Raw genomic sequence first — 21,685 nt, 5'->3', positions numbered from 1 at the left:
TGAAACCTCTGTGAGACCTCCACGCTTAAGGTGCACGCTCTTTCTCTCCATATATCCGCCACATTTACTCTGCTACTACAAAGGTGATAGTTATAAGACTTCGTTGCTTTTAGCCAACTTATCTCTCGTAGCCTAGCCTTATATGTGATTTCTGTCCGTCGGACCAGAGATTTGCTTACAGCTTCCTTCAGATTCCATCTCGCGATGGACACCCTTGCTGTTCGGCTATACACTTCCCACTATCTGGGCGTGTTCAGGACTTTCACCTGTTAGAGTGCGCCCATGGCGCGCAAACTAAAAAAGCATGTTGCTCGCAACATGCTCGCGCCGAGCGCGGTTGCATTTATGCAACATATACCTTACGCGCGAGTGCGCATCCATAGCGGAGCGTTTTTTGTTTAATAGGAAATTCGGAGTAATTTCCTATTAAATAAAAAACAGGCCAGGCATTAAGTAGCGCTACTTAGTGTCTGGCCGTTATTTAAATGGATGTCAAAAATTATCCCATTTCTGCGAGCTTCATCTTCTGCTTTGCGATGTACATTCTGGCGTCTGCACGTTTGAAGACTGACTCCACATTGGAATCCGTCTCGGGATCATACTTCACCATGCCTTTCGCAATGTTGATCTTCTCCCATTCATTCACTGTCTCTAAGTTGTGACGCTCAGCCTCAACATCAAAATCCCTTAAAAGCTTATAACAATTGTCGTAATCATCGCCCTGAAGAATTACAACAAACTCATCTCCGCCTATTCTGAAAACAGGACTTCCCTTAAATATTCTACAGGTAAGACGACATGCATTCTGAAGATAAATATTACCGCGCTCATGACCATAGGTATCGTTGATCTTCTTAAGGTTGTTTGCATCAAAAACAACCAGACCATACTCCTTCTCTCCCTCAATCATATCAAGCTTTGATGCGGCATCATCATAGGCTGTCTTATTCTTAACGCCTGTAAGCGAATCATGATAAGCAAGCGAATTCAGATCATCAATATGGTGCTTCAAGTGATGTACCATCTTTTCCATGGCATGGACCAGATCTCCGATCTCATCGTTTGTCTCCTTAGGGAACTCAACCTCCAACTTTCCATCGTTGATTTCCCTTGCCACATGAGCAAGTGTCTTAAGAGGTCCAGTTATCCTGCGGCTAACCATTATTGTCAGGAAAAGGAATGTAAGAAGCACTATTACAGTGGATATGATAACTCTTCTCATGAGGTTATTACTCATATCCATGATTTCCTTTTTAGGTGCAGTTATGATCAGCTTCATTCCATTTGCCAGAGTAGTGTAAGAGAGCTGTTTTTCTGTATTACCAAGATAATAATCAAGTGGCATGTCTCCGCTATCCTCATCGGTAAAGGACATGATACCTCTTAAATCCATATCTGCCAATTCAGTACCGGGTTCAAAGTTAGGATTGTAATAAACCTCCCCCTGATCATTTCCAAGGCAGGCATATCCTGTATCATAGCATTTTATAGTCTTGACCATTTCGACCAGATCAAAATAATCAATATCCATCCCGGCTATACCTACAAGTACCCCATTTTCATAAAGAGGTACCACATATGATATAAGATGCTGATCAATGTTCTCATTATAATATGGCTCGATCCAGGTAGGCGCCTCATTATTAATAGGCTCATACCACCAGATAACCCTTCCATCATCATTCTTATCATATGCCTTGATATCTGTGGGCTCAACCCATTCAAATTCTTCCTCAAGGGAATCTCTTCTATAGAAGAGGCCGCTTGTGGAAGGCATAATATCAGGATTGTACCTGACATAATATGAAACTGTCCCGGGAACATTTTCTGCGATATTAGTAAAAAGATTGGCCAGCTGAACCGTGTAACTATCTCTGTAGGTCTCATCGCCTGCAAGCTTTTCCACAGAGAAAAGTCTCTCTACAGCATAATCGGCCAAAATATTGACAGCTTCCTCAGTATCGAGAAGCTTTCGATCAATTGTATTCGCTTCCATCTTACAGGTAAGATGCAGAATCCTGGCAGAGTCATACTCACCGGCCTGCCCAAGAGTATAGAGCGCAGTACCACCAACGATAAGTGCTACCATTAGAATTGCTATTGTAGTCAGAAGCGTGATTTTTTCCTGAATAGATTTCATTTTTCCCTCATATTATGGCTATCCATTAAAAAAATAACAAAAACAGCTAGCATTATAACTACTAAGATAGTATACATAACGATGTCCAGAAAATAATTTCTGTCAATCATATTAGGCTTATCTGACTTAGCCGTATCTTCTTCCTCAATTTCAATGACGTCTTTTTCATCACTTACGTCATTCTTAGTTTTGTCCTCATTTATAACCTCGGAACCATCCTCATTTCTCTTGGCTCCAAGAACAGCCTCCTTGTCGCTGATTCTAAGCGTACCTGGCCTAAGCTCAACGTTAACAAACCTGTCTGTAACGTTAAGTCCGCTCGGGTCATAAATAATATAGTCCGTGACTACATTATTGTTTTCTTCATTATCTTCGGGATATGTAACGCTCCCCTCTGCAACTGCTTTATATGTATATCCCGGAGGAAGTCCCTGTGCTGTAACATCTATCTGCTCTGTGAGCGGTGTGCCGTCAAACAGCTTCTCCGCACTTGGAGCAGTCAGGATTACCTTTCCGGTGTAATACCCCTGTTCCCAGGCTCTAGAACTAAATCCGCAGAAGGGGCAGAGAATGAGCGCACAAATGGCAACGCAAATACACAGATATGCGATCATTCTGCTTCCCTTACTGTATTTATCCATCTCCCCATCACCTTTCGCTCATCTCTGAGCTTTTAACATAGATTACCAAATATAATTATACCAATTGCAGTCCTTCGAAAAATTACGAAAAATGAACAGTTTCATTCATAATTCGTACTTGACAAATATTATAATGATGGATTTTTTCAAATTTTAATTCTTTTATGATATTGTTTTTTCAATGTTTTTGTGTCTCCAAAAATTCAGTAGAATTCTTATATTGCGATGTCTTGGCTCGATTTAGTTCCTATGATATTATGATAATAAGAGTAAATTTTCTTTTAACTCTATCATCGTACTAATAAAATACTGACACTTATGAGGAGTTCTGTATGGGTACTTCCGATAATTTAAAAATCGCAATCTGCGATGATGAAATGGCGCAAAGGCGTCAACTTCAATTTATCATCGACAAAACACGTCCCGGTACCGAAATAGATCTTTTTGAATCTGGCGAAGCATTTCTTGCAGCTTTTCGCCCCGGAATCTATGACCTTATTTTCATGGATATTCTTATGCCCGGAATGGGAGGTGTTGATGCTACGAGTAAGATAAGAAGTATAGATGCATCAGTACCTATTGTATTTGCAACCTCCAGTCAGGATCACGCTATGGAGGGTTATAAAAATCGCGTTATCAGGTACCTTATGAAGCCCTTCAATCCTACCGAAGTAGGAGAGGTACTTGAGCTGGCAGCCCAGATGAAGGGCGCTCAGGGCGGTGTCTCTGTCAGAGTTAACGGCAAGGACATGACCTTCTCATATGAAAAAATCTGTTACGTCGAGCAGAGCTCACATACTCTCTACATGCACATGGCCAATGGTGCTACCATTCAGCTGACAGGCAAGCTCGACGATATTGAAGCTCAGACTCCGGATGATTCATTTATGCGCTGTCATAAGAGCTATCTGGTAAATCTCGCACATGTAAAAAATGTCGATAAGGATCTCCAGATGTTCCAGATGAAGGACGGCGACTCAGTTCACATCAGAAGAGAGAGCATCCGCGAGGCAAATCGGTTGCTGGCAGAGTATGCTTTGAAGGGATAGTCCCCTCATCCGTCAGCTTCGCTGACACCTGTCTTCGCTCCACTTCGGTCCGCGCAGAACCAACGTCCCCCGGACGTTGTGCGCCCCAAAAAGGGGGAAGGCAATTATTAATGTCATCCTTTCCGAAAGCAATATAAGTCGCATCTTTTATAGGAAAACATAAAGCTTCACCCTTCATCAATCATTGATAAAAGAACATCCACAAGGGCCGGATCAAACTGCTTTCCGCGGTTTCGTTCCAGCTCTTTTCTTATGCGAAGAGGCGGCATTACAGGAGCATACGATCTCTCTGAAGTCATCGCGTCGTAGGCATCTGCTATTCCTATGATACGAGCCTCGATCGGAATCTCCTCCCCGGCAAGACCGTCAGGATATCCCGTACCGTCATATCTCTCATGATGCCATCTGGCTCCTGTTGCGAGTCCCGGCATTTCTGAAATATTGCGGAGGATTTCATATCCTATTATCGGATGCTGCCTTACTATCTCAGCCTCATCCTCAGTAAGAACGTCCGGCTTTCTCAAAATCTTCTCAGGGATGACAAGCTTTCCTATATCATGTACAAGACCCATATAATACACATTCTGCTGCTCCTCCTCACTTTTCCCAAGTCTTCTTGCAATTTCCGATGAATACCTGGCAACACGCATGGATCTTCCGGGATTATTTATATCTCTTGAATCAACTGTATTTGCAAGTGCAAGAAGTATCTGCGCAGACAGACCATTCCCAAGAGGTGACTCAGCCTGTAATCCCTGAGCGCCACTAACGTTATCCACAACCTGCAGCGATTTGGCAGGATTCCTATACTCCTGAATACCCTTCTTAAGGTATTCAGCTAACAGATCAAAATGCTCATTAAGCTTAGCATGTCCGTCAATAACAACTTCCTTTTTGCCTTCCTTTAACGCATTTTCAAGCGTCAGAGCCTCCTGTGACAGCTCATCCGCACCTATTGTCTTTGCTGTGCTCTTTAGTGAATGCACTGATATAAGATAGTTTTCCCAATCCTTATTATCGAGAAATTCAGTGAGTTCCTTCCCCTTATTGCTATCCGCAAACATCTCAAGCTGAGACAGGTAAAATTCCTCATCACCCATGCAAAATGTCAGGCCCGCTTCCACATTTATATCAGCGAATATCTCAGAAAGACTTTTTGTCTCCTGTACCCTCTCCCTCTCCTCAGGAACCTGGTTTACAGGCATATTCTCTTTATAGAAAAGATGCTCAAGCGATGCTCTGCTCTCGATAAGATTACTTGGCATGATATCTATAAGAAGATCGTAGAGCTTATCGGCAACCACAGGCTTTGACAGATACGCATCAAAGCCAAGCTCCTTAAATCTCTCCTCATCGCCGCGAAGTCCTCCCGCAGTCAGCATGATTACAGGGGCGTCCTTACTAAGACGCTCCTCCTTCATGATACTAAGGGTCTCGACGCCATCCATTATCGGCATCATATGATCCATAACAACAAGATCATATGTCTTTTTTCTAAGCTTCATCAGTGCCTTCTGTCCATCAACGGCAGTGTCTATAGAGGCCTCAGTTTTATTCAGGATTTTTAGTAGCAGATCCACATTCATGGCATTGTCATCAACAACAAGAACCTGTGCCTTAGGCATGATCGGAACTATTGTCTCATCAATGTCCGTCTCAAGAAGAGCAGAATAATCAAAAAGACTGCTGATATCCACATCCTCTCCTGGGTTCTGCGCAATAAGGTTAAGAAGATTATTGAAAAATGCCAAAAGAGTCTCTCCCGCACCCTTTATCTTAGATGCATATTCAGAAACTCTGGGCTCCCTGGTATTTTCAAGAATAAGGTTATCAAACCCTAAGATAGAATTGATGGGTGTCCTTATCTCATGTGACATCTGAGACAAGAACTCACTCTTTGCTTCACTGGCTTCCTCGGCCTTTTTTCTTGCATCAAGCGCTTCCTTCTCTGCCTTTTCCAGCTTGCCGATGGTTTTCTCCAACCTATGAAAATCAGGTGTTTCCAGTGAGAAAAACAGCACCAGCATTGCAAGGGATGCCGAGAAGAATATAAGCACCATATCTGTCAGAATAAACTTCTGAACAAAGTAGGTTCCTATTACGAGAATTGTAGCGATACCTATGCTGAAAAGCTGAATGATCGAGTAGCACTCATGATTGACCGCAGTAAAACCCGTGGCAAGAAGCACATAATAACAGGGAAGAAGAAATGCGCTTGCAAAGTAAAATGCACCATACGTAATGCCTTTTCCCGGCTGATAAGTGTAAACACTACCGGTATAAACATTTTGTACTATAAGAAAGCACTGACCAATAACAACTGCGAGATTGATCTTGTGCAAAAGAGTATCCTTGATATCCACATTTGCGCAGGCAACAATGTACTCAGCATATGCGTCTGCCGCAATGGTCGCTGCCAGAATAATGAATGCCTGAATCACATAGTGTCCCACCAGCGGAATCGCATCGCCTTGTATAAGAGACCATTCCGTAATTACATCAACTACCGTTGCTACGCCAAGATAATATGCGAACTTTCTAAAAGCCTTTGTTGTCCTTGACGCATCAGTATAAGTGATCGTCAGGAAAAGGCAGATCATTATATTGTAAAAAATCGCTGATATCTCAAAAGACAGTTTTGGAAATAACATCCGGTTCCCCCTTCATCAAAAACTTAAGCATACATAGAAATCGCAGCCTTTAGCATGTTAAATTCTACCGGCTTTTCCAGATAATTAATAAATGAACTCACCTTCAAAAAATCCCCTCGAAAATCGGCAGCGCTTCCCAGGACTACTGCCTTCGTCTCAGCATTACCCCCGGGATTCTGACTTAGTATTTCCTCCAGAAGTTCAGTTCCGCTAAGTGTTGGCATGTAATAATCAATGAAAATCAGATCATACTTCTTTGATAAAAGCTTCTCCATCGCTTCATCAGCACCGTCTGCCACATCAACGTCCACATCTTCAATTTTCTTTATCAGCTCCGACAAATACAGTCTCTCCGCAGCTGAATCATCTATTAATAGTATGTTTCTGCTCACTCTTTTTCCACCTGCAGCCTCTCATATACAGCATCTGAAAGTGCATCCTTCTCCTCAATAAAGGCGCCTATGCGCTCTCTTAAAGGCTCAAATTCCTTCCTCCTGCATAGTGCTTCAAGCTTCTCTGCAATTTTCAGAAGATTGTCAGCACCTATCAAACTCGCCATATCCTTCTCTGACATGATAAGTGACATTGCTTCATTATAATTCGCATTTCTCACAGCATTTGAAAGCCTGCTTCCGATATCCTCCTCAGAATATGCCATGAGTATCTTTTTATACAGCCCTATGTCATGGAGAAGATATTCCCTTGCATGCGCAACTCTAAGCATCGGGAACTTCTCCTGAAGATTCTCCCAGGCACTAAGATCCAAATCACTATCGAACTTCTCGCCCTTCTTGGGAAGGTGCTTCTTAAGCACTTCCCTCACGCTGTCTTCTGTAAAGGGCTTGGTAAGATATGTGGCAAAGCCCTCCTTCAGATACTTTTCCTCTTCTCCTGCAATTGCATTGGCAGTAAGCATTATGATCGGAGTATTATCGCAAAGTCTCTCACTTCGAAGTGTTCTTAATGCCTCTATTCCATCCATAACCGGCATCAGATGATCCATGAAAATCAGATCATATCTAAACTTCCTTACCTGTAAAATAGCCTTCTGACCATCACTTGCCGTATCCACCGTAAATCCCATGGATGTGAGCATCCTGTGCATCAGATCAAGGTTAAGGGGAGCATCATCCACAACAAGAATTCTCATGTCATGAGCCCCACGGAGCTTGCGATCTCCATCCTCATCGCTTTCATCCAAAAACTCACTCTCATCCATTCTCTCAATGAGATCTGCCATGGACGGCAGTCGCCTTGGACCATTTTCATCCGACTCCTCGGATACGTAATTGAGCACGTTTTCAAAAAAGGTCAGAAGACGTTTTGCTGAAATCTTTACACGTCTTGAATATTCCTTTGTTGTCTCCTCATTTGTATCTGCAAGTATAAGATTGGAGTAGCCCATTATCGCATTGACAGGAGTGCGTATATCGTTTGACATCTGAGCCAGAAACCTTGTCTTCGCACGGCTTCCCTCAGTTGCCCTGATGTTGGATGCCTCAAGCTCTCTCTTGGAAATTGACAGCTCCTCAAGAGTCTTTCTCAGCTTCACATAATCGGGAGTTTCAAGTGTAAGAAACATTACAAGAATAGCCAGCGAAGCCGCAAAAAAGGTCACCAGAAGATTTCTGTACAAGAACATCTGAAGCGCATAAAGAGCAATCATAAATATAAATGTAACAGCCAGTGCGTATTTCATCTTTTTCGCATAGCTCTCGGAATGACTTAGAATAAACACTCCGCCATAAAGAATATAGTAGAGTGGATACGCATACACAACCATCATGAAAAGTGGTCCTACTGCGGTACCCCTTCCATCAACATATGCAAAAACCGTGCCTGTAAAAAAGTTCTGCAATAGCATTATCACGTAAATCCCAAGAAGCACTCTGTTAATAAAGGCGCCTGTAGTCCTGCTGAACTGTTCCCCTACATAGGAGATAACATATCTTATGAACTGATATGCTCCAAAGGTAGCCAGAAGATAGTTGGCTGTGTTCATCAGATACATGAGAAAAATCGGAACCCTGGGCCCGAGACTAAGCAATATTGCATCTACCACGTCCACAACCGTTCCCCAGAAAACCAGAGAAGCCAGAAACTTAAACTCTCTGTTTACCCTGGTATTCTCCGTGTATCTGATTCTAAAGAACACACACAATATGAAATTTAGCGGAACTACTGCAAGTTCCAGAAAAATATTGTATTTTAGTATCAATTTAAATGCTCCCGATTTGCTAATATTTCATATGCTTCCCTGAGCTTCTCCTCAGTTGCAAGAAGCGGTAAATCCTTATTTTTACTCCTTCTGCCACTATCTGAAACCTTCTTTATCTTCTCCTTTGGCAGATATCTTCCAAGGATCATTTCAAGCTCCGTATAAACAATAGGCTTTAACAGATAGTCGGTAAAACCAAGCTTTTTATACTCACTCTTTGTCTCCTGAAGCGCCCCTGCCGTAAGTGCTATGCAGGGAGTCTTTCTGTTTCGTAATTTTGTATTTCTCCCATCATCCGCTTTAGTGTTTTCAGCATTGGATGAGTGATTTCTACGGGACTTACCGCCCGGGTAATTATGCCTTTTACCCTTCTCTCCCTTTTTGTCAAACTCACCGTGAAGTCTTCGTATCATCTCACCGCCGTTTAATCCCGGCATTTTGAGGTCTACAAATATCAGGTCGTAATCATTTTTCTCAGCCATCTCAAGTCCTGTCATGGCTGAAAGAGCGGAGTCAACCTGTATCCCGGTCCCGCCGAGCAAACCTTCCATAACCGAAAGATTGAGCTCCGCGTCATCAACGACAAGCACCCTCGCATCAGGAGCAGTAAAGTTTATCTTAAAGTTACTCTTATCTGCTACATTTCTGACATAATTCTGCTCCAGATCGCCTACAGGCTCACTGTCTGCCACCTTCTGTCTGATTGAAAAATGGAAGTTACTTCCCTCTCCGTAGATACTCTCAACCTCAAGATCGGAATCCATAAGTGAAAGTATCTTTCTCACAATCGAAAGCCCGAGACCGCTTCCCTCTATATTTTTTATCTTATCCTCTTCTATACGCTCAAAGGGCATAAAGAGCTTCTTTAAATCTTCATCTCTTATTCCGATTCCGGTATCTCTTATTGATACTTTAAGGAATATCTCATCAGTATCCGAATTCTGCCTTCTGGGGATAGCCTCATAATCAATGGAAAAATCTATTTCTCCCTCATCGGTATACTTGACCGAATTAGTGAGAAGATTGGCTATACACTGCTTTAATCTGTCAGCATCACCGTAGAGCCTCCTCGGAATATTTTCATTAACATATCCCTTTAGATCCAATCCCTTGGCAAGAGCCCTTGGACGGATGAGACTCACCATATCCTCAACCACCATCCCAAGGTCATATTCGGCTATGAAAAGCTCCATTTTTCCGGCTTCAATCCTGGAGTAATCAAGTGAATCATTTATAAGTGACAAAAGAGTATTTCCTGCAGAACGTATATTGTAGGCATACTGCCTGAGCGCAGGATCATTATATTCGCGAAGTATCAGCTCATCATAACCCAAAATAGCATTTATAGGAGTCCTTAGCTCATGCGACATATTCGCAAAATATTCCATTCTGCGCCTGGCATCCTCTTCATCGATTTCCTTCTGCCTTCTTAGTGTCTCATAAGCACTGTCCCTTTGGCCGGATATGTAAATAAATGCTGACATAACAAGGAAAAAGGCAAAAAGGAGCGTAAAAAAGAGAACCCACAAAATTTCCCATTTGTAGGATAATGCCACGCCTCCCATAAAAAGACTAAGGAGAGTAAGGATTACATAGATTATGAATTTTATACGATGAGCACCGAGAATCTTGTTTAAATCCATTGCCGCTTAACCCGTAATGCGATAGCCTTTTTCATCAAGGACCGCCATCGCTTTTTCAAAGTCCTCAGCTTTGACAAGAATATAATCCGTGTTATATGTAGAAACCGCGAAAATACCTATATTATTCTTAGCAAGGGCAGTAGATATTTTCGACAGAATACCGATCAGGGTAAAGTCCAGTTTCCCCTCGATTCTGAAGGCCTTCCATCCATCACTTCTCTCAGTGGTGTTATCAGGAACAATCTCTGTGTCACAAACAAGGGATATCTCTTCATCTGTTTTTCCCACGAAAACAAACTCCCTGTTCATATCAACTCCTGAGAAATCCTCCACCTTGCATACAGTAAAATTGTTTTCTAATCTCTTAAGTTCCATAGCTTCGCATTCCTTTTATTCTATAGTCTTATATTTTTTCAAAAAATCATCAAGCGGAAGTGGTGAAGAGAACAACATGCCCTGAAGATAATCGCAGCCTACATCCGTCATTTTCCTTGCCATCTCTTCTGTTTCAATTCCCTCAGCAGTGATCTCAAAATTCATCCTTTTAAAAGCTTCAACCATCATCGGAAGAATTTCATCCTCATGATTGCAGTAGTCCCAGACAATTTCCATATCAAGCTTTACGTTAATGAAGGGACTCTTCTTTAATCTTGTAAGATTAGAATACCCCTTTCCATAATCATCGAGCACAAACTTAAAGTCATCCCTTTGCATGATCTGTATCTGCTTTTCCATCTGCTGCTCATCGATCATGGCTTCTTCTGTTATCTCAAGATGTATCTTGTCAGGTGAAACCCCATAGGCCTTGATCGTTGATAGAAATCTCTTTCCAAGATCCGATCTCATAAACTGAATCGGGGACAGGTTTACATTTATGAAAAACAAGCCCCATTTCTCTGTTTCATTTTCGGCTATAAACTGGCAAACCTTCTCAAATACCTGTTCACCGAGCTGATTTATTCTTCCGTTCTTTTCAGCAAGCGGAATAAAAGCTGATGGTGGAATTATATCACCTTCGCTATCACGTATCCTTGCAAGTGCCTCCGCTCCGACAACCTTTCTGCTTTTAGCTGCTACAATTGGCTGAAGGAATACCTCAACCTCTCTCTTATCGATTGCATTCTCCATGGAACGCTTAAGTGAAATTCTCTCCTCAAAATCCGCAAGAGCATTCTCATCCGCCAGAATATTGAAATCACTTCCCAGTGCATCCGCCTTTTCCAGCATAACTCCGATAATATTCAGCACCTCATCCGCAGAGTTATAGCCCTTTGAGCAGTCAATCAGAGCAAATCCGGCCTCCAGATACAGTTCAGCATCATCGGATTTCCATGGAAGCATGAATCTATGCCTCATTTCCTCATGAATATCCTCCCAATTCATTGTTACATCACCTAAGATAATGAACCTGCCACCCTGATAATAGAACTCAAGACATTCAGGATAGTTACTTTTCAAAAAGTTGGAAATCATCGCTATTCCCTGATTCATCTGAGTACTGCCATAGATTTCCCTGACATCATGGTAATCGCGGATACAAAATGCAAGCATTTTGAACCTTCCGCGGCCTTCATTTTCCTCGATATAACTCCTTAGAGCCTTACTGTTAAACGCCATATTCCTGCGCTCTAAGTAATACTCAGGATTACCAAATGACAGATAAAGCACAATAGATGCCATCAGGCAAAAGGTATCATAGATCAGCAATGTGGGAAATATTATCCTGAAAATCGACCCCAAAAGAAGAATAATATTGAAACTTACCGTGCTGACTCTCTCATTTCTGCGTCGTATCTTATGGCGATATTTATAGATTGTTACAAAAGAAACCGCCAAATAGAAATAAAGACAAAGGTAAATCACAGGATAAAATGCGCCCTGATGATATCCGTTTTCATCAATATAAAAAACGGTTCCTCTGAAAAAGCCTATCAAAACTATAGACAGCGAAACAAAATAGGGAAGCGAAAGAATAAATCCACTTAGCTTATTTTTCCATAGATTCAGCCTGAGAATAGTAATGGTAATTTCAAAGAAAAGATAAGCTCGAACAAGAAATGCCAGAAAAAAAGCTGAATTCAATACAACCAGAAGCCATGCCGGCAATACAGCGTACATATTGTCAGCCCAACTGGCAAACACATCAAAAATTATTACCATTCCCTCGACTATCAGAATAGCCAGATATGTTTTGTTCATCCTTATGGGTAGTCTTGGCAATGCGAAATAGTACCCCATAATAATGATCAAAATCATAAAGCTCGGAATAATATAGCTATAATCCCAATTAACCATGTTAGTCCCCCGGATCAGGACGATTTTGTCTTATAGGAAATACATATTACTTTTTAAATCCAAAAACTATTTGGTGCATAGTATAACTAATATCATAATAACATTAATTATTCGGGTAAAACATTACTCCGGCCATTAAATACCCGAAAATTAATTTTAAGATTTAATGATAAAAATCTAAAATACTTCCCTTATCCAAAAGGCACTAGGCTTCGGCCTCTTCTGAATCTACTCAAAAATCTATGTCTCTGTGGCACCGGACAGGCTCACTTCTTACTTCCTATGCCGAAATTCCAAAATATGCCACGGGTTATATGTGTGATTTTGCAACATGTTTGAGTAATTTTCAGACGGTAGCACTGCCGGTACCGTCTGAAAATTATGAGTTATGCAAAATCACACATTCATATAACCCGTGGCATATTTTGAAATGTTTTGAGGCACGGAAGTAAGAAGTGAGCCTGTCCGGTGCCTACAGAGACATAGATATTGCCAAAAGGCCAGAAGAGGCCGAAGCCTAGTGCCTTTTGGGTATGGGAAGTAAAATGTTAATCCTTAAATTGTTTAAGTTCTGAGGCTGCAAGAGGAACTGTAAGTAGAAGTGACAGAACATCAGCGCAGGCCTGTGTTATCTCGACTCCGAGAATACCAAGTATTCTGGGGAGTATGAGTATAAGAGGTATGAAAAATATACCGTTTCTTGCCGATGAAGTGATGGTTGCCTTTAATCCTTTTCCGATGGACTGAAGCATCATATTGGAAATGACTAAAACTCCTCCAAGCGGAAGTGTGGCGGACTGACATCTTAAGGCCACTGTTCCGACAGCAATTACATCCTTATCATCACGAAACAGCCCTATTACCTGCGGTGCGAACGCAAAACATACCGTTCCAACAACCAGAAGGAATAAGGTTGAGTACTTTACACAGAAAAAATAACCCTCACGTACTCTTTTCTTAAGTCCTGCTCCATAGTTAAATGAGCAGACAGGCTGATATCCCTGTCCAAATCCGATAAGGGCAGACATCATCATCATCATGACACGGGTTGTTATGGACATTCCGGCAATGGCAGCATCTCCGCCAAGACTTCCGGCTGCTGTATTAAGAAGAAGTGTTGCAATGGCAGCCATACCCTGTCTGAAAAGTGAAGGTGCTCCGCCGTTGATTATCTCCTTAAGGAAATGCAGATTTAAGTGGACGTTTGCGAGACTAAGTCTGATATTCTCACCTTTCATGCTCCCCATAAATAGAACAAAAAAGCTTGTGATCTGACCTGCGATTGTCGCGATTGCTGCGCCTCTTACTCCAAGGCCGAATACAAAAATAAGTAGCGGATCAAGACCCATATTCATCACAGCGCCGCACATAAGGCCTACCATGGCATACATGGCACTTCCCTGGAATCTGAGCTGATTGTTAATAACGAACTGTCCGATCATAAAGGGTGCTCCGAGAAGGATGATTCTCATGTAATTCTGAGTATCCTCAAGAGTAGTCTCTGTTGCACCTATCATGAATGAAAGCTGTTCAATATACATGTTTCCGACAACTGCTATGATGATCCCGATTATAAGAGCAAGCGCAAAGCCGGAGGATGCCATCTCATTAGCTTCCTTGTGGTTTCCTGCCCCAAGCATTCTTGAGAGGTAGTTACCTGATCCGTGTCCGCAAAAGAAGCCTATGGCCTGTATCAGGGCCATAACAGTGAAAACGAGTCCGACAGCTGCTGTAGCCTGTGTGGATATTCTTCCCACAAAGAAAGTGTCTGCAGTGTTATATATTGCAGTTACGAGCATGCTGATTATGGTCGGTACCGATAACGTCAGTATCAACTTCGGTATCGGTGTCTTCGTCATCATTTCTCTTCTTCCGCTGTTCTTACTCATTTTGTTAAAACCTTTCTGGAATAATACGGGGCAAATGGCGCACTCTACGCTCAGCGATGCTGAACCCAGAGTATGTCATTTGCCCCTCATTTTTTCGGTATAATTTTGGTTGAGATATCTCCAAGCATAATTATTTCAATTATGCATAGGTTATCGCCAATATGATTAAATCATCATCCTTGCGTGGGTGCAGTGCTCTCAGTAGGTGTCTCGGTTGGAGCGGGCTCTGCGGGTTGTACTTCTGCAGGTGCGGGTTCTGCTGCCACAGGTGTTTCAGCATTTGCAGGATCAGCAGCGGGTGCTTCAGTGGGAGCAGGCTCCGTAGGCTGTGGTGTTGTAGCCTCTACAGGTGTGTTTTCTGTCTCAGAAACAGTCTCCGCATTTGCTGCTTCTGCTGCCAGTCTTTCATCCACTTCCATCTGCTGAGCTGCACTGATAGGCATTTTGACTACTTTTACTTCGCCTGTTTCAGGATTAACTACTTCTCGTTCTACAACAGCCTCAGGTGTTGTTTTTCCGCCATAAACAAATACGCACTCACCCTTCTCGACGATATCGTATATCTGGGCTGCTTTTTCTGTCGGCAGATTGATACAGCCGTGTGAACCGTTAATTATGTAATACCAACTTCCAAACTCTGATCTCCAGCTGGCATCGTGCATACCTACGTTTCCATTAAATGGCATCCAGTATTTAACATCAGATGCATAGTTTTCACCCACAAGAGTTGCATCTCTTTGCTTGTATGTGATTCCATAGGTACCCGTAGGCGTCGTTCTTCCCTTGTTTACACAGCCTGATACAAAGTCAGAATCAATGGCAACCGCACCGTCCTTGTAAACCCAGAGATGCTGCGCTGTCAGGTCGATCTCAACATAAGAATCTCCCCAATCGTTTTCTCCATACTGCTTGGCAGTGCCATAGTAAACCGGAGTTCTCTCGGTCTTTTCACCGTTTTTAACAGCCTCTATAAGTTCTCTGGTCTCAGTACCCCTGTCCATCCACCAGCCATAATCTCCGCCGGTGACAGTAACTTCCTCTCCTGTATGTGAGACAATAGTGCGGGTTTTACCAAAGCTGTCATACTGACGGGCCATGGTATTTACGAAATCCCTTACCTTTTCCTCGTTGAATGTGACGCTGGTGCCATCTATATCGCACCACTCTTTGATTCTGGTTCCGTCGACAACGAGCTGCTCATCACCAAATGTATAAACTATTCTGGCCTTGCAAAATGCATTCAGATTATTGCAAAGATCATTTAGCTCCTGATTATCCGAGAAAATAGTAGGCACCTTATAGCAGTCATCCTCTATTGTAATCTCAGGTTCAAGAACATCGACTGCGGACTCTATTCTACTGATAACCATCTCTTTTATTGGTGACTGTCCATAATCCTCAGGAACGATGTAAAATCCATCCTCTCCGGATTCATCGGGCATGTATGCATCCACAGGCTCCCTGACATTTTCAGGAAGGAACATGTTAAGACCATCCAGTTTTGCTTCAAGAGTTTCCTTGGAATAAACAACTATATTATCAGTAGTGATATGTGTCTCTTTGAAAAGATACGCAGGCCACAAAAATGGATTCTGCTCCTTTAAAGCTCTGTCAAACTGTCCGTCAATACGAAGCGACAGGTTTATATCATCCGAAGTGATCGTGTCCGTAATGCCACCTCTTGAATTTACTGTCAGCGAATACTGTTTGATTCCGCTCACTACCTCTTTCTCTATGTCCTTGGCAGTAAGCTTATAGGCAGGAATATCATTTACATAGGTATTGTATAAAAAATGTGTCATGAAGTAGACCACAAACCCAATGTAAACCATTGCCAATATTCCAAATGAAATAGCAAGAATGATCCCTGCTATATTTCCTTTTCTTTTTGTTCCACTCATTTTTTCATATACCCCTCAAAATCATATAATATAAACGTATCTAAAAGGATTTCGCTTGCGAAATCCTAGCGCCGAGCGCGGTTGCTGCAAGCAACATATTCCTATCGCGCGAGTGCGCATCCATAGCGGAGCGTTTATTTAATAAGAAATCCGGAGGAATTTCTTATTAAATAAAAAGAAGCCCCAACTGGACCGCATCACTATGCGGAGCATGTCGGGTGCTCCTAATATTTTAGTAAGAATACTACTATGCGTCAACCTAGATGATTATTTTACTATCATTCCGGTTTCTCTGTCTGCGAAAACGCCGACCATGATGAGGAATACGATGCCCATGATGAGCTGCTGAGTCTTGGGTTCAATTCCGAGCATTACAAGGCCCGCTGTAAGGATCTTGTATGTGAGGGCGCCCAGAATGATGTTGTAGAATTTCACCTTGGCGCCGCCGTTTACAGGCATTCCGCCGAGAACCAGTGCAATCATGATCTGTGTCTCAAGCTGATTACCTGCAGTTGAAGTAACGGAGCCGACCTTGATACTGTTGATAAAAGCTGCCAGTCCGGTGATCATTCCTGCCGACATGTAAACAAGCATTTTTGTCTTCTCAACTCTTACACCTGCAAAGCGGGCTGCTGTCTCGCCTGCACCGATTGCCTTAAGTCTGTTTCCAAGTCCGGTGTACTGAAACACAGCGAATGCGACTACCATAATGATGATCGTAAACGTCAGGTTAAAGGGCATTGTATTAAAGGTTGTGATATTTGATGCTCCGTAAACAGGACTCTTGGTGGTGGCATATGCAACCATTCCGCGAAGCAGATACATGTTACAAATAGTAACGATGAAGGATGTGATCTTGCGCTTTACATTAAAGAAACCATTTACAAGTCCTATAAGTCCGCCGGTGATAACACCGCAAATTATGGCTAGTACTATGTTGTAGTTTGACAAAAAACAGATAACAACAGAGCAGATGCCAAGCATGGACCCCTGTGAAAAATCAAGTCCTCCCATGGTCATTACCATAAATACTCCCACGCAGGCTATAAGAAGTACATAGGACTGCGACAAAAGGAGCTTTAGGTTTCCTGCTGTAAAGAGCTGTCCCCCTGTCAGGATCGCGAACAGAATAACTATAAATAAAAATCCTGCAAAGGGCATTATATTCCTGACTATCGGGCGGTCCATTAAGGGAACCTTATTCTTTTTAACCTCCGGCTTTTCAATCAATAATTCATTCTCAAATGATACATCCGGCTTTTCAACATTTTCCATATTAACCTCCACAAAACTCATACCATCTTGGCAATAAGATCAGTGTCCTTTAGATTTGCAGATCTCTTAAACTCACCATTTTGACGGCCATCCTTCATGATGATAATCCGGTCAGCCATTCCCAGAAGCTCGGATATTTCTTCGGAAATCATGATTATTGATTTGCCGCGTTTTCTCATGCTATCCATCATCTGGTAGATATCTGCCTTGACCTTGACGTCAATACCTCTGGTCGGTGAATCCAGAATAATGATGTCGGAATCCTTACCAATCCATCTTGCAAGGACCACCTTCTGCTTGTTTCCACCGGAAAGCGCTGACATAAACTGGTGCACGCCCTCCATCTTGGTGCTCATCTGCTTTGCATATTTTTCAGCAAAAGCCTTCTCATCCTTGGCATGAAGAATGTGATTCTTCTTGATGTCCTCAAGCGATGGCAGGCATATGTTGTCCTGGATCGTATCATTTATAACCAGCGACTCATTGTCTCTGTCCTTGGATGCGTACGCTATGCTGTGGTCTATGGCAGTCTTGATATCATTTATCTTTGTGCCATCAGCAAGGGTAACACTCCCTTCTCTATCATAAGATGCTCCGAAGAGGGCCTTCCCAACTTCATGCATTCCGCACTCGGAAAGGCCTCCGATTCCGATAATCTCACCCTTGTGAAGCTCGATATCAAAATCTTCTATTTCCCCGGGCACCGTCAGATGCTCACCTTTTAATACAACCTCGTCAGACACCTTCTCATCGTAGTCCGTACGATAGTAGTTGTTGCTCATCTCACGGCCAACCATCAGCTTCTTCAGATCATCTGTGTTTACGTTGTCGGCTTTAACCGTATCAATAAGCACGCCATCTCTTAGAACACTGATATTATCTGACTGTTCAAGAACCTCATCCAGGTCATGTGAGATAAAAATGACACATCTTCCGTCATCCTTAGTCTGCTTCATAACCTTGAAAAGCTCTTTTCTTCCCTTCTCACCAAGAGCCGTTGTAGTCTCATCCACAACAAGAACCTGCGGCTTAAAATGAGTTGCCTTCACTATCTCAATGAGTTTTCTGTCCTCGAAGTTATATTTGTCGATCAGATCCGTGGCCTTTATATAGCTAAAACCATAGGCGTCCAAAAGCTCCTGTGCCTTTTTATTCATGGACTTTGTGTGCTTTACCTTGAAGCTTGTAAACTCATCCTCTTTTCCTAAAAAGATATTTTCAGCAACAGTGAGCCCCGACAGAGTTCCAATCTCCTGTACGATAATTGCGACACCTTGGTAATTGCCATCAACCTGATCCTTTGCGTTTACTTCCTTTCCATTTAAAGAAAAGGTTCCGGTATCCTTGTGGTATATGCCGGTGAGGCAGGATGTGAATGTGGATTTACCGGAACCATTCTCACCGATAAGAGCATGTACTTCGCCTTCGTAAAAGTCGAGAGTGACATGGTCAATCGCATGTGTAACACCGAAATTCTTATCGATTTTTTCGGCATGGAGCAAAACCTTACTCATGTCTCCCCCTCCTTACTTAACAACTACAGCCTTCACAGGCTTGATGGTCATGGTTACTATTGCAAGAAGAACAACACCTGTAACGATGTTCTGAACCGTGGTGGGTGCGCCGAGAGCAACAAAGCCCTGGAAAAGCAGCTGAATTATGAATTCGCCTACCACGATGGCGATTACAGGATGCCCATACTTTTTAAAAGCAAGTCCGAAGAACGTTCCCATAAGAGGCGGGAAATTTCGGCTCATTGATGCAAGGTTTGAAGCACTTGTCATGGAGGTCCCGTAGGATATTGTCAGAATAGCCTCAACACCTACAAAGAATCCGCAAAGAACAAATGCAACCACTTTATATTTATCAACATTGACACCCATGTTCTTAGCAACTACCTCGTTGGAGCCAATCGCATAGGTATAGGTTCCGATTTTAGTGTACTTAAGGATAAATCCGCAGAGGAAAAATGCTGCAAGGGCAAGAACAAGATTTCCCGGATAGTCTCCGAAAGCCCTGTACTGCGGCGCAAGAATTGCCTCTTTTCCATTGGTAGCAAAAATGGATAAGGCCTCATAAACCAGGGAAAGACCTGCTGTTACGATAAGTGATGAAATCCTGAGTTTTATATATACAAGTCCGTTGAGAAGCCCAACCAGCACGCCGCTTATCATAGGTGCTATAAGGAGTCCTGCATATCCGAACCTTTCGCTCATATTTACTGCAAGCACCGAAGAAAGCACGATGTTTGCTCCGACACTCATATCAAAAGGGCCCATTACGCAGATAAAGTAGAGACCGCAGCCTCCCACAGCATAATAAAGAGCCGTCTTTAAATATGTCTGAAGTTTTCCTAAATCTCCGAAGGTCTGTGGCGCCAGCATCTTGAAAAACGCCCAAAACACAAATGTAAGCACAGCCAGCATGGCAAGACCATACCAATGGCTCTGTTTAAATTCCTGAAACTTACTCATAAAACCTCCCGAATGATGAAGCTCTGTTTTCTACATCTTTAAAGCTTCATTCATTTTTCACTAAGTAGTCGTGGTAATGTGCTACGCATCTCAGAATCATGGAGATACGTAGCACTTATCATCTTATGTTTGTATTGATGGCCCATTTTACCAAGCCATCGGCCTGATCATATTTCGATCTTTTGCCCTATCATCTGATTAGTTGTTATGACGGGAAATAACGTCGTCAATTGAAAGGTTAGAAGCAGCCTTGTTGAGTTCGTCGAAGCTGTAAGAAGCCATCTCTGCAAGCTCTTCATCTGTGTAAGGATCGTCGTTTACGAAATACTTCTCATAGTTTGAATAGTCATCAGGTGATGATACATACAGATAAGGGAAGAGAATTTCATAACCGAAGGTTCCTTCTTCCTTCACATAGTTGCCCTTTACTGCATTAAGTACAAGATAGAATGCGAAGAGAGGATCACAGAAGTGTCCGCCTGACTCTGCAAACATTCCGCCTGACTTGAGCTGATCAGCAAGGTCATCAAGGAAGTCTGTTGATACAACGTCAATCTGTCCTGTGAGGCCCTCGTTAGCATAAGCACCGATTGATCCTACAAGGGGATCGCCACCGCCACCTGCAACGATGAGGGCATCCATTCCGGGATTTGAATTGTAAAGTGACATAGCTGCTGCAGCACCTTCTTCTGAAGAAGTGTTTGCATATACAGGCTCTGTCATAGTTGCGGGATCATCTGAATGAGCTGCGTTCCACTCATCGATTGCCTGCTGATATCCCTGCCATCTGAGCTGGAATGTAGCATCACCAACTGTCCACGCCTCAAGTCCGATTGTTCTGTCGCCATTCTCAAGAAGAAGGTTAACAAGTGTATATCCGTTTGTAACCTCATCTTCATGAACTGCGCCGACATAATACTTGGAATCGCATGCTGTCTTATAAACTTCAGGACTGTTGTCCTTGGAAATAATACGGAAGAACTGTGCTATATAAACACCGTGCTCTGTACATGTATTGATTGCTGAAGTCATCTCAGAATCTGCTGAATTACAAATAATGATACCCTGGCATCCTGCTGCGCAAAGCTGCTCAACAGATGCTGTAACCTGCTCGGATACATGCCCCTGATCAACATACTGAACATCAACGCCTGTAGCTTTTGCAGCCTTATCTACAATCTTCTTACACTGGCTGCCAAGAACGTCTGTTGAACTCCAGATTGATACACCAATCTTGATTTTTCCTCCATCTCCTCCTGCTGAAGCTGCTGCCGCACCTGAGCCGGCACTGCCTCCGCAACCGGTTATCAGAGAAGCGGTCATAATACCTGCCATGAGCAGTGCTCCCAATCTTTTGATACTCTTTTTCATATATCCGTAACCCTCCTTAAGTTGTATTGCTCCGATCACTGGATATCTCAATTATCAATTTGTATATTCTGCGTCCGGAGAAACATTGAAATAGATATTTTCTATCGATCCCGGCCGTGGACCGACTATGGTACCGTT

The 21,685-nt window shown here is 42.7% G+C and carries 15 protein-coding genes; 1 reads left to right on the top strand and 14 read right to left on the bottom strand.

Annotation, left to right across the window (positions count from 1 at the left end; genetic code table 11):
• Positions 1 to 499: 499 nt before the first annotated feature.
• Positions 500 to 2,140 carry a sensor domain-containing diguanylate cyclase gene (locus tag G586_RS0107555; RefSeq protein ID WP_026527263.1) on the bottom strand — a complete coding sequence of 547 codons (1,641 nt, stop codon included), beginning with the start codon at positions 2,138 to 2,140 and terminating at the stop codon, positions 500 to 502.
• Positions 2,137 to 2,781 (bottom strand): hypothetical protein, encoded by a 645-nt coding sequence (locus G586_RS0107550; protein WP_026527262.1) that lies wholly within the window; start codon positions 2,779 to 2,781, stop codon positions 2,137 to 2,139. The genes G586_RS0107555 and G586_RS0107550 overlap by 4 nt, the downstream gene beginning before the upstream one ends.
• A 332-nt stretch (positions 2,782 to 3,113) precedes the next feature.
• On the opposite strand from G586_RS0107550, the gene G586_RS0107545 reads away from it, so the two are divergent.
• Entirely contained in the window at positions 3,114 to 3,830 is a 717-nt protein-coding gene (locus G586_RS0107545; protein ID WP_026527261.1) for a LytR/AlgR family response regulator transcription factor, read from the top strand.
• 167 nt (positions 3,831 to 3,997) lie between these two features.
• Here the strand turns inward: G586_RS0107545 and G586_RS24785 are convergent, their stop codons facing one another.
• The 12 genes from G586_RS24785 to G586_RS0107485 all read right to left on the bottom strand — a co-directional run bounded on the left by G586_RS24785 (position 3,998) and on the right by G586_RS0107485 (position 21,547).
• Complete coding sequence (locus tag G586_RS24785; protein ID WP_051204633.1) at positions 3,998 to 6,481, bottom strand: HD domain-containing phosphohydrolase; 2,484 nt, start codon at positions 6,479 to 6,481, stop codon at positions 3,998 to 4,000.
• A gap of 23 nt (positions 6,482 to 6,504) precedes the next feature.
• The gene (locus G586_RS24780) at positions 6,505 to 6,873 is read right to left on the bottom strand and encodes a response regulator (protein ID WP_051204632.1); all 369 of its coding nucleotides are present in this window, start codon (positions 6,871 to 6,873) and stop codon (positions 6,505 to 6,507) included.
• Positions 6,870 to 8,699 carry a response regulator gene (locus tag G586_RS0107530; RefSeq protein WP_026527260.1) on the bottom strand — a complete coding sequence of 610 codons (1,830 nt, stop codon included), beginning with the start codon at positions 8,697 to 8,699 and terminating at the stop codon, positions 6,870 to 6,872. The genes G586_RS24780 and G586_RS0107530 overlap by 4 nt, the downstream gene beginning before the upstream one ends.
• On the bottom strand, positions 8,696 to 10,342 hold the full coding sequence (locus G586_RS22140) for an ATP-binding protein (RefSeq protein ID WP_026527259.1): 1,647 nt from the start codon (positions 10,340 to 10,342) through the stop codon (positions 8,696 to 8,698). The genes G586_RS0107530 and G586_RS22140 overlap by 4 nt, the downstream gene beginning before the upstream one ends.
• A gap of 6 nt (positions 10,343 to 10,348) precedes the next feature.
• Positions 10,349 to 10,717 carry an ACT domain-containing protein gene (locus G586_RS0107520; protein WP_026527258.1) on the bottom strand — a complete coding sequence of 123 codons (369 nt, stop codon included), beginning with the start codon at positions 10,715 to 10,717 and terminating at the stop codon, positions 10,349 to 10,351.
• Between the two features lie 15 nt (positions 10,718 to 10,732).
• Positions 10,733 to 12,637: an EAL domain-containing protein gene (locus tag G586_RS0107515; RefSeq protein WP_026527257.1), complete on the bottom strand. Its 1,905-nt coding sequence runs from the start codon at positions 12,635 to 12,637 to the stop codon at positions 10,733 to 10,735.
• A 548-nt stretch (positions 12,638 to 13,185) separates the two neighbouring features.
• Positions 13,186 to 14,526, bottom strand: a complete 1,341-nt coding sequence (locus tag G586_RS0107510) for an MATE family efflux transporter (protein ID WP_026527256.1) — start codon at positions 14,524 to 14,526, stop codon at positions 13,186 to 13,188.
• Positions 14,527 to 14,699: 173 nt separating this feature from the next.
• Positions 14,700 to 16,427 (bottom strand): L,D-transpeptidase family protein, encoded by a 1,728-nt coding sequence (locus tag G586_RS22130; protein ID WP_051204631.1) that lies wholly within the window; start codon positions 16,425 to 16,427, stop codon positions 14,700 to 14,702.
• A 267-nt stretch (positions 16,428 to 16,694) separates the two neighbouring features.
• Positions 16,695 to 17,702 (bottom strand): ABC transporter permease, encoded by a 1,008-nt coding sequence (locus G586_RS0107500; protein WP_242831983.1) that lies wholly within the window; start codon positions 17,700 to 17,702, stop codon positions 16,695 to 16,697.
• A gap of 17 nt (positions 17,703 to 17,719) precedes the next feature.
• Positions 17,720 to 19,216, bottom strand: coding sequence for a sugar ABC transporter ATP-binding protein (locus G586_RS0107495; RefSeq protein WP_026527254.1), 1,497 nt, complete (start codon positions 19,214 to 19,216; stop codon positions 17,720 to 17,722).
• A gap of 12 nt (positions 19,217 to 19,228) precedes the next feature.
• On the bottom strand, positions 19,229 to 20,176 hold the full coding sequence (locus G586_RS0107490) for an ABC transporter permease (RefSeq protein ID WP_026527253.1): 948 nt from the start codon (positions 20,174 to 20,176) through the stop codon (positions 19,229 to 19,231).
• 198 nt (positions 20,177 to 20,374) lie between these two features.
• Positions 20,375 to 21,547, bottom strand: coding sequence for a sugar ABC transporter substrate-binding protein (locus G586_RS0107485; RefSeq protein ID WP_026527252.1), 1,173 nt, complete (start codon positions 21,545 to 21,547; stop codon positions 20,375 to 20,377).
• Between the last annotated feature and the right edge of the window lie 138 nt (positions 21,548 to 21,685).

It is taken from the genome of Butyrivibrio sp. VCD2006, assembly GCF_000423925.1.
Lineage (GTDB): Bacteria > Bacillota > Clostridia > Lachnospirales > Lachnospiraceae > Butyrivibrio.
Note: the sequence above shows the minus strand (reverse complement) of the source record. Positions and strands in the feature narration are given on the sequence as shown.

Bases quoted from the DNA above. Each gene is read 5' to 3' on its own strand.
- G586_RS0107555 (WP_026527263.1), bottom strand. From the start codon at position 2,140: ATGAAATCTATTCAGGAAAAAATCACGCTTCTGACTACAATAGCAATT.
- G586_RS0107550 (WP_026527262.1), bottom strand. From the start codon at position 2,781: ATGGATAAATACAGTAAGGGAAGCAGAATGATCGCATATCTGTGTATT.
- G586_RS0107545 (WP_026527261.1), top strand. From the start codon at position 3,114: ATGGGTACTTCCGATAATTTAAAAATCGCAATCTGCGATGATGAAATG.
- G586_RS24785 (WP_051204633.1), bottom strand. From the start codon at position 6,481: ATGTTATTTCCAAAACTGTCTTTTGAGATATCAGCGATTTTTTACAAT.
- G586_RS22140 (WP_026527259.1), bottom strand. From the start codon at position 10,342: ATGGATTTAAACAAGATTCTCGGTGCTCATCGTATAAAATTCATAATC.
- G586_RS0107520 (WP_026527258.1), bottom strand. From the start codon at position 10,717: ATGGAACTTAAGAGATTAGAAAACAATTTTACTGTATGCAAGGTGGAG.
- G586_RS0107515 (WP_026527257.1), bottom strand. From the start codon at position 12,637: ATGGTTAATTGGGATTATAGCTATATTATTCCGAGCTTTATGATTTTG.
- G586_RS0107510 (WP_026527256.1), bottom strand. From the start codon at position 14,526: ATGAGTAAGAACAGCGGAAGAAGAGAAATGATGACGAAGACACCGATA.
- G586_RS22130 (WP_051204631.1), bottom strand. From the start codon at position 16,427: ATGAGTGGAACAAAAAGAAAAGGAAATATAGCAGGGATCATTCTTGCT.
- G586_RS0107500 (WP_242831983.1), bottom strand. From the start codon at position 17,702: ATGGAAAATGTTGAAAAGCCGGATGTATCATTTGAGAATGAATTATTG.
- G586_RS0107495 (WP_026527254.1), bottom strand. From the start codon at position 19,216: ATGAGTAAGGTTTTGCTCCATGCCGAAAAAATCGATAAGAATTTCGGT.
- G586_RS0107490 (WP_026527253.1), bottom strand. From the start codon at position 20,176: ATGAGTAAGTTTCAGGAATTTAAACAGAGCCATTGGTATGGTCTTGCC.
- G586_RS0107485 (WP_026527252.1), bottom strand. From the start codon at position 21,547: ATGAAAAAGAGTATCAAAAGATTGGGAGCACTGCTCATGGCAGGTATT.